Here is a 12,474-nt window from a genome sequence, read left to right on the forward strand (position 1 = left end):
GCTCGGTTTCCGGCCGTTCTATCTGCTCGCCAGCGCCTTCGCCGCGCTGTCCATCGGCCTGTGGGCGACGCAGTTCGCCGGCTGGCCTCCCACGGGCGTATCTCCAGGGCCCGCTGTGGCATGCGCACGAAATGCTGTTCGGCTTTGCCCTCGCCGTGATCGTCGGTTTCCTATTCACCGCGGGGCGCACCTGGTCCGGCCAGCCGACGCCCACAGGACTGCCACTGGCTGCCTTGGCGGTCCTCTGGGTGGCGGGCCGCATCCTGGTACTCACGCCCTTCGCCTGGCCGGCCGCCGTCGTCAACGCGGCATTCCCGTTGGCCTGCGCTGTGGCGCTGGCCATTCCCCTGGTGACTGCACGCAACCATCGCAACTATTTCTTCATCGGGTTGCTGCTGATGCTGTCGGGCGCCGCATTCGCCTTCCATCTCTCGGCCCTTGGAATCATTCGAACGACGGCCTGGATCGGAATCCAGGTCGCACTGGATGTGCTGCTTTTCATCATGGCGGTCATGGGCGGCCGGGTGATCCCGATGTTCACCAACAATGGGGTCTCTGGTGCCAATGCAACCCGGCGCCCCCTGGTCGAGAAGGCGGCGCTGGGCTCACTGGTCGCGTTGCTGGTCGTCGATGCCTTGGGCTTGCCGCCGCTCGTGGTGCTCGCCATCGCGATCCCGGCGGCGCTCGCGCATCTTGCGCGCTGGTTGCTCTGGCGGCCCTGGAAGACGCTGGCAACACGCTGGTACTGGTGCTGCACGTCGCATATGCGTGGATTCCCGTCCACCTTGCGCTGAGGGCGCTGGCGCCGCCCGGCTGGGTGTCTTCATCGATTGCAACCCACGCGCTCACCGTGGGGGCGGCCGGGGGACTCATCATCGGGATGATGGTCCGCACGGCGCGAGGTCACACGGGCCGGATCCTGCGCGCCGACCGGATCGACACCGCCAGCTTCGTCCTGGTCCTGGTGGCCGCGCTGGTGCGGGTTCTCGTGCCGCTCATCGCACCGTCGCAGACCGTTGCTGCAGTGCTTTGTTCTGCCGCAGCCTGGACACTGGGCTTCGGGCTGTATGCGGCGCACTACTGGCCCATGCTCACCCGGCCGCGCCTGGACGGCAAACCCGGCTGACACATCGCCTGCATTGCCTTTGAGCGACCTCCGCGCCCGGCGGCAGCTGCCTCGGCGTGGCCGGTCGATGGTTCCACACCGCGACCAGTTCGTCGAACAAGATACTCTGCGCTTGAACAGATTTCGCTTCAGCGCGAAACAGACATGGCAGCCGTGGACGAGATGAAGGGTGGAACGCCGGCAAACAAAAGCCCGCTAGCCCGAAGTTCCCCGCAGCAATGAACGAGATTCCCTTGTGACTCAAGCACTTGCTTGAGTTGGCGAGGAGGTTTTCTGTCTACGGTTTGATGTTTTGCACGAGCGCGAGGGCGCGCAGGTGCAGTGGCTGCGCGTTGGTGAGGAGCTCGAAGGTGGGCGCCTCAGGGCCGGCCTGTGGGGTGCGGCATGTATTGCGCACGATGGTGGCGAGCTCGGCCATGAGGGTGGAGAAGCTGTGCACGGGGGTGCCGTCATCGAGCGTGTGACGGGCTGCCTTGGTCAGTGCCGTCTTGGAACGCGTGGCCGGTGCCACGGGGTCACGCGTGGCCTTGGCAATCTGGTCGGTGTCGGCGAACATCAACTCGCGCCAGGCCTCGCGCATGTGCCACTCGACATAGTAGGCGAGCATGCACAGGAAGATGTGCGCACGCACCCGATCGGCGGTGCGGTGGTGGATCGGGCGCACCTTCAGGTCGATCGTCTTGAGCGAGCGGAACGCCCGCTCGACATTGGCCAGGGACTTGTAGTTGCGCACGCAGTCGGCCGAGTCCATCTGCGCGGCGCTCACCGAGGTGCGGATGATGTAGATGCCGTCCAGTGCCGCCTCGGCAGCGATGGCCTCGTGCTTGCGCGCGAAGGTGAAGGCGTGCTCGCCGATGGTCAGCTCGAAGTGCTTGGCGACCTTGTACTGGTTGACGACCTTGCCCACGCGCAGGCCGATCTCATCCTTGCCGGCGAGCTTGCCCGCGTCCACGCGGGCCTTGATCCTCTGGAGGTTGGCCTCGGTGGCCGCGAGCAACTCCTCGCGCTTGTGCGTGCGCAGCCGGGCGAGTTCGGGATTGCGGCACGCCACCAGCCGCTCGCCGGGATAGTCCGGTGAGCTCAGCTCGAGCAGGTTGCGCTCATCGAACAGGCCCAGCTGCAGGTGCCCCTGCTCGAGCAGCGCGCGGATCGAGACGCTCTTCAATGCGCTGATCCAGCCCACGCCCTCGGTCTCGCGCAGCTCCTCGATGGCCTTGCTGGAGATCATGCCGCGGTCGCCCACCATCACCAGTTGCTGGACGCCGAAGTCTTCGCGCAGCCGCTGGACCTCGCTCAGCAAGGTCAGGCTGTCGGCGACGTTGCCCTCGTGCACCGATACAGCCATTGGGCAGCCGCGCGCATCGGTGAGCAGGCCGTAGTTGACCTGCAGCAGGCCCTTCTTGCCGTCGCGGCTGTAGCCGAGCTTGGCCAGAGGGCAGCTGCTGCCTTCGAAGTAGCTGGAGGACAGGTCGTACAGCACCAGGGCGCCAGCGCTCAGGTGGCGCGAGGCGAGCTTCTTCTGGATGCGATCCTGGCGCGCGAGCAGCCAGTCCATGGCGGCATACAGGTCGTCCTCGTCGGCCTGTGCCACGTCGAAGTCCTCGGCCAGCGTCGTGGTGTGCCACCAGCGCGTGGTGGCCAGCTTGGTGTGGGGTGCTGCGATGCGCGAGGCGATCATCGCCAGCACCAAGTCGCGTTCGCGGCAGGGCTTGGAGGCGAGCAGCGAGGCCATCTCCAGGCCGGCCATCGCAGCGCCCGCGGCCTGTACATGGCCGTGGGGACGCGAGCGCGTGATCTCGAACGCCGAGGCTGCCGGCACGAAGGTCTCGCCCTGCAGTGAGCGGCGGATGATCTCGATGAGTTCATCGGGCAGGTGCGACAGGTTGCCCAGGGTCTCGTTCTTGACCTTACCGTTCTCGCGATAGCTGCGGCGCAGCAGGTGGGTGCGGTAGACCTGATCCTTGTAGGTGCGCGTCGTAGTGACGACGTGAGCGGTACCGGTACGGGCTGCCATAAAGAGAAATCTAGTCGACGAATGCGAAGTATGCAAGTCGATTTAGTGCCTACATGTATTGCCCGAAAAAATCCTCCACAAAGGAGGATTCATCAAGCGCGACAAGTACTTGCCGCCGTTGGAGTGACTACAGCGGGCGGGGAACTTCGGGCTAGCCGAGGTCACCCGCAGCCGTCAATTGCCCTTTGGTGCGAGCGGTGGCAAGCTCAAGAGTGCGTATTGTCTTTATTGACAAGTCACTGTCGCGTGCCTCTAATTTGCGTCGTACTGCTCATCAGCCAGCAGGGTTGATCCACACAACAAGGACGACCACGATGGAAATCAAGGGTGCGCTCGATCCGCAGCGCAAGAAAGAGGAGCTTCGCAGCTTCCTCTTCCTGACGGCCGTCATGGTTCCGGTCCTGTCCGTGATCGTCGTCGGCGGCTACGGATTCCTTGTCTGGATGTACCAGCTCGTGAGTGGCCCTCCTACGCACTAACGACGGTGCGCGGGTGCAATCGAAAGCGGCCGGGCGCCTTCTGCCCGCGGCTCCGCACACCCATGTTCCCAACAGGAGGAGATCGACAGTGGCAGTTGCCAAGCGCCTCATTCCCATCGAGCCCGAACGGCATGCCGACGAATGGCATATCGCGGGCGTCGTCGTGCATGCCGATCCGGCGAGGCTCGATCCAGTGCGCTCCGCCATCGAGGCCATGGCCGGCGCCGAGATCCATGCGGGCAACGACGCGGGCAAGCTGGTGGTGACGCTCGAGGCGCCCACCATGCGCGCAATCGCCGCTCACCTCGAATACCTGCATCGACTGGACGGTGTTCTGTCCGCCGCCCTCGTCTATCAGCACAACGAGGACGCCGATTCCATGGAGGAGGAGATGACTGATGACCACGCGCCGTGACTTCATCAAACGCACCGCGGTCGCCGCCACGGCATCGGTGGCCGGCGTGACGCTGCCGGCCGAGGCGGCGAACTTCGTCACCGACGGCGACATGACCAAGCTCAAGTGGTCGAAGGCGCCATGCCGTTTCTGCGGCACAGGATGCGGCGTGACCGTCGCGGTCAAGGACAACAAGGTGGTTGCGACGCAGGGCGATCCGCAGGCCGAGGTCAACAAGGGCCTGAATTGCGTCAAGGGCTACTTCCTCTCGAAGATCATGTACGGCGGCGACCGGCTGACCCAGCCGCTGATGCGCCAGAAGAACGGCAAGTACGACAAGGACGGAGAGTTCAAGCCCGTCACTTGGAACCAGGCCTTCGACCTCATGGAGCAGCAGTTCAAGCGCGTGCTCAAGGAAAAGGGGCCGACCGCGATCGGCATGTTCGGCTCGGGCCAATGGACGATCTGGGAAGGCTACGCCGCCTCGAAGCTCTACAAGGCCGGCTTCCGCTCCAACAACATCGACCCCAACGCGCGGCACTGCATGGCCTCGGCGGTCACCGGATTCATGCGCACCTTCGGCGCCGACGAGCCGATGGGCTGCTACGACGACTTCGAAGCCGCCGATGCCTTCGTGCTGTGGGGCTCCAACATGGCAGAGATGCACCCGATCCTGTGGACCCGCGTCACCGACCGGCGCCTGAGTGCGCCGAAGACGAAGGTGGCGGTGCTGTCGACCTTCACCCACCGCTCTTTCGACCTCGCGGACCTGCCGATCATCTTCAAGCCGCAGACCGACTTGGCGATCATGAACTACATCGCCAACTACCTGATCCGCAACAACAAGGTCAACCAGGACTTCGTCAACAAGCACACCGTGTTCAAGCAGGGCGTGACGGATATCGGCTATGGCCTGCGGCCCGAGCACCCGCTGCAGAAGGAAGCCAAGAACGCCGGCGATCCGAATGCGTCCACGCCGATCACCTTCGAGGACTTCGCGAAGTTCGTCTCCAAATACGACGCCGCCTACGTCACCAAGCTCTCGGGCGTTTCGCGCGAGCATCTCGACCGGCTCGCGGAGCTGTATGCGGACCCGAACATCAAGGTGATGTCGTTGTGGACAATGGGCTTCAACCAGCACACGCGCGGGACCTGGGCCAACAACATGGTCTACAACCTGCACCTGCTGACGGGGAAGATCGCGACGCCGGGCAACAGCCCCTTCTCGCTCACCGGCCAGCCTTCGGCCTGCGGCACCGCGCGCGAGGTCGGCACCTTTTCGCACCGCCTGCCTGCCGACCTGCTGGTGGCGAACCCGAAGCACCGCGAGCACGCCGAAGAAATCTGGAAGCTGCCCGCGGGCACCATCCCCGACAAGCCGGGCTACCACGCGGTACTGCAGAACCGCATGCTCAAGGACGGCAAGCTCAACGCCTACTGGGTACAGGTCAACAACAACATGCAGGCAGCGGCCAATCTGCAGCAGGAAGGCTGGCCGGGGTACCGCAACCCGGACAACTTCGTCGTGGTGTCGGATGTCTATCCGACAGTGACTGCGTTGGCCGCGGACCTCATCCTGCCCAGCGCGATGTGGGTCGAGAAGGAAGGCGCCTATGGCAATGCCGAGCGCCGCACGCAGTTCTGGCACCAGCTCGTCGATGCCCCGGGAGAGGCGCGCTCCGATCTCTGGCAACTCGTGGAGTTCTCCAAGCGCTTCAAGATCGAGGAGGTGTGGCCGGCGGAGCTCATCGAGAAGCAGCCCGAGGTCAAGGGCAAGACGATGTTCGACGTGCTCTTCCGCAACGGGCAGGTCGACAAGTTCCCGCTGAAGGACACCGACCCCGAATACGCCAATGCCGAGGCGAAGGCCTTCGGCTTCTACATCCAGAAGGGGCTGTTCGAGGAATACGCGATGTTCGGCCGTGGCCATGGCCATGACCTCGCGCCTTTCGACATGTACCACGAGGCACGCGGGCTGCGGTGGCCGGTGGTCAACGGCAAAGAAACGCTCTGGCGCTACCGCGAAGGCAGCGACCCCTACGTGAAGCCAGGCACCGGCTTCCAGTTCTACGGCAACCCGGACGGCAAGGCGGTGATCTTCGCGCTGCCCTACGAGCCGCCGGCGGAGTCGCCGGACAAGGAATATCCGTTCTGGCTCGCGACGGGGCGCGTGCTCGAGCACTGGCATTCGGGCTCGATGACGCGGCGCGTGCCCGAGCTCTACCGCGCGGTGCCGAACGCCGTGTGCTTCATGCACCCCGAGGATGCGAAGACGCTCGGTCTGCGCCGTGGCGTCGAGGTCGAGATCGCCTCGCGGCGCGGCAAGATGCGCACGCGGGTCGAGACACGAGGGCGCAACATGCCGCCGCAGGGGCTGGTGTTCGTGCCATGGTTCGACGCGAGCCAGTTGATCAACAAGGTCACGCTGGATGCGACCTGTCCGATCTCGTTGCAGACGGACTTCAAGAAGTGCGCGGTCAGGATCACGAAAGTCTAGGAGTCCCAGCCATGACGAAGCTCAGCCGATCCTGGACCTTTCACAGCACCCTCTGCGTCCTGCTGCTCGCGGTGTTCTCCGCCCTGCTCTTCGCGTCCGCCGCGCATTCGCAGGGCCTTGTCGATCCGATGCGCGGCGCGACGCCCATCCCCGAGCAGACCAAGCCGCCGCCGATCTTCCCGACTGAGAACAAGGACGTCCGGCGCACCCGGAACTTCGCGATGCAGCCGCCGACCATCCCGCACACCATCGACGGCTACCAGGTCGACAAGGAATTCAACCGCTGCATGTTCTGCCACGCGCGCACGCGCACACAGGAGACCGGCGCGATCCCGGTGAGCATCACGCACTACCAGGACCGCAACGGCAACATGCTGGCCGACGTCTCGCCGCGCCGCTACTTCTGCACCCAGTGCCATGTGGCGCAGGCGGATGCGAAGCCACTCATCGGCAACAACTTCGTCGACGTGGAACAGCTCCTGAAGCGCAAGCCCGGCGTGCTGGGCTCGACCAAGTAGCGCGGGCCGGCCATGTTCAAGCTGATCAAGCGCTACTGGATCACGATCAACCGGCCCAGCGCCTATTTCAGCCTGGGCTTTCTCACGCTGGGCGGCTTCGTCGCCGGGGTGATCTTCTGGGGTGCGTTCAACACCGCGCTCGAACTGACGAACACCGAGGCCTTCTGCACCGGCTGCCACGAGATGCGCGACAACGTGTACCCCGAGTTGCAGACCACCATCCACTACACCAATCGCAGCGGCGTGCGCGCACGATGCCCCGACTGCCACGTGCCGCACAACTGGACCAGCAAGATCGCTCGGAAGATGCAGGCGTCGAAGGAGGTATGGGGCAAGATCTTCGGCACCATCAGCACACGCGAGAAGTTCCTCGACCACCGTTTGGTGCTGGCCCAGCACGAGTGGGAGCGCATGAAGGCCAACGACTCGCTCGAATGCCGCAACTGCCACGACTACCAGTCGATGGACTTCACGCGCCAGAGCCCGCGCGCACAGGCCATGCACTCCACCATCCTTGCGAGCGGCGAGAAGACCTGCATCGATTGCCACAAGGGCATTGCCCATCGCCTGCCCGACGTGGCCCAGGCAAAGGAACCCTAGCGCGTGCCTGATCGCTCAGACGACCCCGTCATCGAATCCGGCCTCTCGGCCCGCGGGCTCGGTTTCAGCCGCGCCGGGCGACCTGTTTTCAGCGGCATCGATTTCAAGCTCGGCCCCGGCGAGCTTCTGCAGGTGACCGGTGCCAACGGCAGCGGCAAGACCAGCCTGCTGCGCGTGCTGAGCGGCCTTCTGCCGCCGGCGGAAGGAGAGCTGCGCTGGTGCGACCGGCCGGTTCGAAGCGGCGAATCGGGCTACCTGCAATCACTCGCCTACGTGGGGCACACCGATGGCATCGACCCGGACCTGAACGCCACCCAGAACCTGCAGTTCGCGATGCGCGTGGCGGGCGCAACACCGACGGTCGAGGGAATCGAAACCGCATTGACATCGTTTGGCATGGCGAAATCAATGCAGGCGCCCGTGCGGACGCTGTCGCAAGGCCAGCGGCGCCGAGTGGCGCTCGCCCGCCTCGCGCTGCTGCCGCGCGCGCTGTGGCTGCTCGACGAGCCTCTGACCTCGCTCGACGAGCAAGCCGGCGAATGCTTCCACGCGCAACTCGATGGGCACCTGCGCGCGGGCGGCATCGCGGTCGTCGCCACGCACCAGCCGCTGGCCGCCCGTGGCCGCGCGCTGCACCTGGGCGGGTAGGCGCATGGCCAGGCTCTTCAGCGCCATCGTGCTGCACGACGTTTCGCTCGCCTGGCGGCGGCGCGGCAGTATCCTGTCGTGCCTGCTGTTCTTCGTGATCGCGAGCAGCCTGTTCCCGCTGGCGATCGGGCCCGATCCGGCGCAGTTGCGCGCGCTCGCACCGGGCATCCTGTGGGTCGCGGCGCTGCTCGCGTCGATGCTGTCGCTGTCGCGCCTGTTCTCGCAGGAATACGCGGACGGCAGCCTCGACCAGCTCCTGCTCTCGCCGCACCCGCTGGCGCTGCTGGTGCTTGCCAAGATCTGCGCGCACTGGGTGACCAGCGGCCTGCCGCTGATGCTGCTCACGCCCCTGCTCGCGCAGCAGTACGGGCTTCCCGTGTCTTCGGCCCTGCTGCTCGCCGTCTCGCTGCTCATCGGCACACCGGTACTCAGTCTCATCGGCGGCGTCGGCGCAGCGCTCACGCTGGGCTTGCGCGGGGGCGCGGTCCTGCTGTGCATCCTCGTGCTGCCGCTGTGCGTGCCGGTGCTGATCTTCGGCGCGGGCGCCGGCGCGGCGGCCGACGCCGGGCTCGACGTGGCACCGCAGCTCTCCTTGCTGGGCGCGTGCCTCGCCCTGTCCCTGTTCCTTTGTCCGATCGCCACTGCGGCCGGGCTGCGCATCGCGATGGAGTGAACGTCGATGAGCCATCTGCTGAACGCATCCCCCCGCGCCGCTGAAGCGGCAAACCCTTCCCGCTGGCGATGGTTCGCCTTGGCCTCGCCGCGGCGCTTCGATCCGCTCGCGCGCCGGCTCGCGCCGTGGTTCTTAGCCACCGCGGTCGTGTTCGCGCTCGCGGGCCTCTACGTCGGCTTCCTCGTCGCACCGACCGACGCGCAGCAGGGCGAGGTGTACCGCATCATCTTCATCCACGTGCCGGCGGCGTGGATGTCGATGTTCATCTACCTCGTGATGGCGATGTACTCGGCGCTGGCCCTGGTGTTCCACACGCGGCTCTCGTCCATGATGGCATCGGCGCTCGCGCCCACCGGTGCGATGTTCACCGCGATCTCGCTGGCCACCGGTGCGCTGTGGGGGCAGCCCACATGGGGCACATGGTGGGTGTGGGACGCGCGGCTCACTTCGGAGTTGCTCCTTCTCTTTCTGTACCTCGGCTACATGGCGCTCGAAGCGGCGATCGACGAGCCACGCCGCGCAGAGCGCGCCTGCGCGGTGCTGGCGCTCGTGGGCTCGCTGAACGTGCCGGTCATCTACTTCTCGGTGCGTTGGTGGAACACGCTGCACCAGGGCGCATCCGTCAGCCTCACCGCGGCGCCGTCGATGGCGATGACGATGCTCGCCGGCATGCTGCTGATGACGCTGGCCTGCTGGATGTACTCGATCGCGGTTGCGTTGGTGAGGGTGCGATGCATCCTGCGTGAACGCCGCGTGCTGGGCGATTAATCCGGAAAGAAGCGCATGGACTGGTTTGCACAACTTCTATCGGGCGGCCACGCGAGCTATGTGGGCGCGGCCTTCGGCATCACGGCGGTGCTGGTCGCGGTCGAACTTGCCGCACTGCGGCTGCGCTTCAAGGCAGCGGGAGTCGATCGCCCATGACCGTTCGACGACGACGTCTCTTCATGTTGGTCGCGGCGCTCGCCTCTGCGGGGGTGGCGGTGGCGCTGGTGCTCAATGCCTTCCGGTCGAACCTCGTTTTCTTCTTCAGCCCTTCGCAGGTCGCGGCCCACGAAGCACCGGCCGCGCGCACCTTCCGTCTAGGGGGCCTGGTCGAAACGGGATCGCTCCGGCGCGAAGGCGACGGCCTCACGGTGCGCTTTGTCGTGACCGATACCGCGCACACCGTGCCGGTGGTCTATCACGGGCTCCTGCCCGATCTCTTCCGCGAAGGCAAGGGCGTGGTCGCCAACGGCAGGTTCGGCGGCGACGGCGTCTTCGTCGCGAAGGAGGTGCTCGCGAAGCACGACGAGAACTACATGCCGCCCGAAGCTGCGGATGCGCTAAAGAAGGCCGACCAGGTGCGACGCCAGATGGTCGAGGCGGGCGACGCCACGCCGGAACATGCGAAGAAGCCATGAACGCGGAGCTCGGCCACTTCTGCCTCATCGTCGCGCTGCTCGTGGCGACTTTGCAAGCCGTGTTGCCGCTCGCTGGCGCGGCCACCGGCAGAAGCGGCTGGATGGCCGTGGCCCGGCCCGCCGCCCGCCTGCAGGGCGCGCTGGTGCTGGGGGCGTTCGTCTCTCTTACCTGGGCCTTCGTGGACAACGACTTCAGCGTGCGCTACGTGGCATCCAACTCCAACAGCGCCCTGCCGCTGGCCTACCGCATCACGGCGGTCTGGGGTTCGCACGAAGGCTCCATGCTGCTGTGGACGCTGATGCTCTCGCTCTGGTCTGTCGCGGTGTCGATCTTCAGCCGGCGCTTGCCGCCTGCCATGGCGGCGCGCGTGCTCGGCGTCATGGGTGCGATGAGCGTCGGATTCCTGCTCTTCCTGCTGTTCGCGTCCAACCCCTTCCTGCGACTGCTGCCGCCTGCGATGGAAGGACGCGATCTCAATCCGCTGCTGCAGGACCCCGGCATGGTGCTGCATCCGCCGATGCTCTACATGGGCTACGTCGGCTTTTCCGTGAGCTTCGCCTTCGCGGTGGCGGCCCTGACTTCCGGCCACTTCGATGCTGCATGGGCACGCTGGGCGCGGCCATGGACGTTGGCGGCGTGGGCCTTCCTCACCACCGGCATCATGCTCGGCAGCGCCTGGGCCTATTACGAACTGGGCTGGGGCGGCTGGTGGTTCTGGGACCCGGTCGAGAACGCCTCCTTCATGCCCTGGCTCGCCGGCACCGCGCTGATCCACTCGCTGGCCGTCACCGAGAAGCGAGGCGCGTTCCGGGCCTGGACGGTGCTGCTCGCGATCTTCACTTTCTCGCTGAGCCTCCTCGGCACCTTCCTCGTCCGCTCGGGGGTGCTGACGTCGGTGCATGCGTTCGCCGTCGATCCGCTGCGCGGCACCTTCATCCTGGCACTGCTCGGGCTGGTGACCGGCGGCGCGCTGCTGCTCTTTGCCATGCGCGCGCCCGTCCTCGCACGGCGCACCGAGTTCGCGGCGGTGTCGCGCGAAGCCCTGCTGCTGGCCAACAACGTGCTGCTCGCGGTGGCGGCCGCAACGGTGCTGCTCGGCACGCTCTATCCGCTGCTGGTCGATGTGCTGGGCCTCGGCAAGATCTCCGTCGGGCCGGCGTATTTCGAACAGGTCTTCGTGCCGCTGATGGCGCCCGCTGTCCTGCTGATGGGGGCCGCGCCGCTGATGCGCTGGCGCAGGAGCGAGCTGGCGGATGTGACGAAGCGGCTGCGCTGGTCCGCCGTTGCAAGTCTCGCGATCGCGCTGGGCCTTCTGACGGTGCTGCGAAATGCCTCTGCGCTGACCGGGCTCGGGCTGACGCTCGCCTGCTGGGCCGTGGCCAGCGCAATCGCAAGCCTGGCGGACCGCCTGCGCCATCAGGGCGGCCGCCGGGTGGCCGCACTTCGCCAGCTGCCGGCCGGCTATGTCGGCATGCTGCTGGCCCATGCCGGCGTGGGCGTGTTCATCGCCGGGGTCACGCTGGTCAGTAGCCAGGAGAGCACGCGCGAGCGGCCGATGAAGATCGGCGACACGGTGGAAGTGGCGGGCCATGCCTTCCGCTTCGATGGCGTGGTGCCGGCCGTCGGGCCCAACTACGAAGCACTGGTCGGCACCCTGACCGTGACACGCGACGGGCGCCCGATGGCAACGCTCTCGCCGGAACGGCGCGTCTACCGAAGCCAGCAGATGCCGACCACCGAAGCCGCCATCGACGTCGGCCTGACGCGCGATCTCTACGTTGCCATCGGCGAATCGCTCGCGGAACACGGATGGGCGGTGCGGCTCTACGTGAAGCCCTTCGTCAGCTGGATCTGGGCCGGCTGCCTGCTGATGGCCATCGGCGGCCTGCTTGCCGCGAGCGACCGGCGCTATCGAGTGGCAAGACGCGCGAGCGTTGCCGGCAGCGTTGCGCCCACGGCCCTCTTACCCGGCGAGGCACAGGCATGACCCGCTTCCTGCTGCCGCTCGGTGTGTTCCTCGCACTGGCCATCGCGCTCGCGGCCGGGCTGAGCCGCGACCCGCGCGCGCTCCCTTCGCCGCTGGTCGGCAAGCCCGCGCCCGCCTTCGAGCTGCCGCTGCTC

The 12,474-nt window shown here is 66.3% G+C and carries 12 protein-coding genes and 2 pseudogenes; 13 read left to right on the forward strand and 1 reads right to left on the reverse strand.

Features of this window, described 5'->3' with window-relative positions; genetic code table 11:
* Nucleotides 1–131 precede the first annotated feature (131 nt).
* Nucleotides 132–1,126: pseudogene (locus WKW77_RS29775) on the forward strand (NnrS family protein).
* A 277-nt stretch (nucleotides 1,127–1,403) separates the two neighbouring features.
* Here the strand turns inward: WKW77_RS29775 and WKW77_RS29780 are convergent.
* Nucleotides 1,404–3,140, reverse strand: coding sequence for an IS1634 family transposase (locus tag WKW77_RS29780; RefSeq protein WP_340360496.1), 1,737 nt, complete (start codon nucleotides 3,138–3,140; stop codon nucleotides 1,404–1,406).
* 314 nt (nucleotides 3,141–3,454) lie between these two features.
* Between WKW77_RS29780 and napE the strand changes: the two genes are divergently transcribed.
* From napE to WKW77_RS29840, 12 genes and pseudogenes are all read left to right on the forward strand, one after another.
* Nucleotides 3,455–3,619, forward strand: a complete 165-nt coding sequence (gene napE, locus WKW77_RS29785) for a periplasmic nitrate reductase, NapE protein (RefSeq protein WP_340360497.1) — start codon at nucleotides 3,455–3,457, stop codon at nucleotides 3,617–3,619.
* Between the two features lie 88 nt (nucleotides 3,620–3,707).
* The gene (locus tag WKW77_RS29790; protein ID WP_340360498.1) at nucleotides 3,708–4,034 is read left to right on the forward strand and encodes a chaperone NapD; all 327 of its coding nucleotides are present in this window, start codon (nucleotides 3,708–3,710) and stop codon (nucleotides 4,032–4,034) included.
* Complete coding sequence (gene napA / locus WKW77_RS29795; RefSeq protein ID WP_422823291.1) at nucleotides 4,018–6,510, forward strand: periplasmic nitrate reductase subunit alpha; 2,493 nt, start codon at nucleotides 4,018–4,020, stop codon at nucleotides 6,508–6,510. Before WKW77_RS29790 ends, napA begins: the two co-directional genes overlap by 17 nt.
* Nucleotides 6,511–6,521: 11 nt before the next feature.
* Complete coding sequence (locus WKW77_RS29800; RefSeq protein WP_340360499.1) at nucleotides 6,522–7,028, forward strand: nitrate reductase cytochrome c-type subunit; 507 nt, start codon at nucleotides 6,522–6,524, stop codon at nucleotides 7,026–7,028.
* Between the two features lie 12 nt (nucleotides 7,029–7,040).
* A complete protein-coding gene (locus WKW77_RS29805; protein ID WP_340360500.1) occupies nucleotides 7,041–7,628 on the forward strand; it encodes a cytochrome c3 family protein in 588 nt (195 codons plus the stop codon).
* Between the two features lie 3 nt (nucleotides 7,629–7,631).
* On the forward strand, nucleotides 7,632–8,276 hold the full coding sequence (gene ccmA, locus WKW77_RS29810; RefSeq protein ID WP_422823292.1) for a cytochrome c biogenesis heme-transporting ATPase CcmA: 645 nt from the start codon (nucleotides 7,632–7,634) through the stop codon (nucleotides 8,274–8,276).
* Between the two features lie 4 nt (nucleotides 8,277–8,280).
* Nucleotides 8,281–8,949 carry a heme exporter protein CcmB gene (gene ccmB, locus WKW77_RS29815; RefSeq protein ID WP_340360501.1) on the forward strand — a complete coding sequence of 223 codons (669 nt, stop codon included), beginning with the start codon at nucleotides 8,281–8,283 and terminating at the stop codon, nucleotides 8,947–8,949.
* A gap of 6 nt (nucleotides 8,950–8,955) precedes the next feature.
* Entirely contained in the window at nucleotides 8,956–9,717 is a 762-nt protein-coding gene (gene ccmC, locus WKW77_RS29820) for a heme ABC transporter permease CcmC (protein ID WP_340360502.1), read from the forward strand.
* Nucleotides 9,718–9,732: 15 nt separating this feature from the next.
* Entirely contained in the window at nucleotides 9,733–9,873 is a 141-nt protein-coding gene (ccmD, locus tag WKW77_RS29825) for a heme exporter protein CcmD (RefSeq protein ID WP_340360503.1), read from the forward strand.
* Nucleotides 9,870–10,352 carry a cytochrome c maturation protein CcmE gene (ccmE, locus tag WKW77_RS29830; protein ID WP_340360504.1) on the forward strand — a complete coding sequence of 161 codons (483 nt, stop codon included), beginning with the start codon at nucleotides 9,870–9,872 and terminating at the stop codon, nucleotides 10,350–10,352. Before ccmD ends, ccmE begins: the two co-directional genes overlap by 4 nt.
* Nucleotides 10,349–12,340 (forward strand): heme lyase CcmF/NrfE family subunit, encoded by a 1,992-nt coding sequence (locus WKW77_RS29835; RefSeq protein WP_340360505.1) that lies wholly within the window; start codon nucleotides 10,349–10,351, stop codon nucleotides 12,338–12,340. The genes ccmE and WKW77_RS29835 overlap by 4 nt, the downstream gene beginning before the upstream one ends.
* A pseudogene (locus WKW77_RS29840) lies at nucleotides 12,337–12,474 on the forward strand (DsbE family thiol:disulfide interchange protein); the annotation flags it as partial. The gene WKW77_RS29835 and the pseudogene WKW77_RS29840, both read left to right, overlap by 4 nt.

Source organism: Variovorax ureilyticus, from assembly GCF_037889935.1.
Lineage (GTDB): Bacteria > Pseudomonadota > Gammaproteobacteria > Burkholderiales > Burkholderiaceae_C > Variovorax > Variovorax ureilyticus.

Coding starts and splice junctions, on each gene's coding strand:
- WKW77_RS29800 (WP_340360499.1), top strand. CDS start 6,522: ATGACGAAGCTCAGCCGATCCTGGACCTTTCACAGCACCCTCTGCGTC.
- WKW77_RS29835 (WP_340360505.1), top strand. CDS start 10,349: ATGAACGCGGAGCTCGGCCACTTCTGCCTCATCGTCGCGCTGCTCGTG.
- ccmE (WP_340360504.1), top strand. CDS start 9,870: ATGACCGTTCGACGACGACGTCTCTTCATGTTGGTCGCGGCGCTCGCC.
- napA (WP_422823291.1), top strand. CDS start 4,018: ATGACCACGCGCCGTGACTTCATCAAACGCACCGCGGTCGCCGCCACG.
- WKW77_RS29780 (WP_340360496.1), bottom strand. CDS start 3,140: ATGGCAGCCCGTACCGGTACCGCTCACGTCGTCACTACGACGCGCACC.
- napE (WP_340360497.1), top strand. CDS start 3,455: ATGGAAATCAAGGGTGCGCTCGATCCGCAGCGCAAGAAAGAGGAGCTT.
- WKW77_RS29805 (WP_340360500.1), top strand. CDS start 7,041: ATGTTCAAGCTGATCAAGCGCTACTGGATCACGATCAACCGGCCCAGC.
- ccmB (WP_340360501.1), top strand. CDS start 8,281: ATGGCCAGGCTCTTCAGCGCCATCGTGCTGCACGACGTTTCGCTCGCC.
- ccmC (WP_340360502.1), top strand. CDS start 8,956: ATGAGCCATCTGCTGAACGCATCCCCCCGCGCCGCTGAAGCGGCAAAC.
- ccmD (WP_340360503.1), top strand. CDS start 9,733: ATGGACTGGTTTGCACAACTTCTATCGGGCGGCCACGCGAGCTATGTG.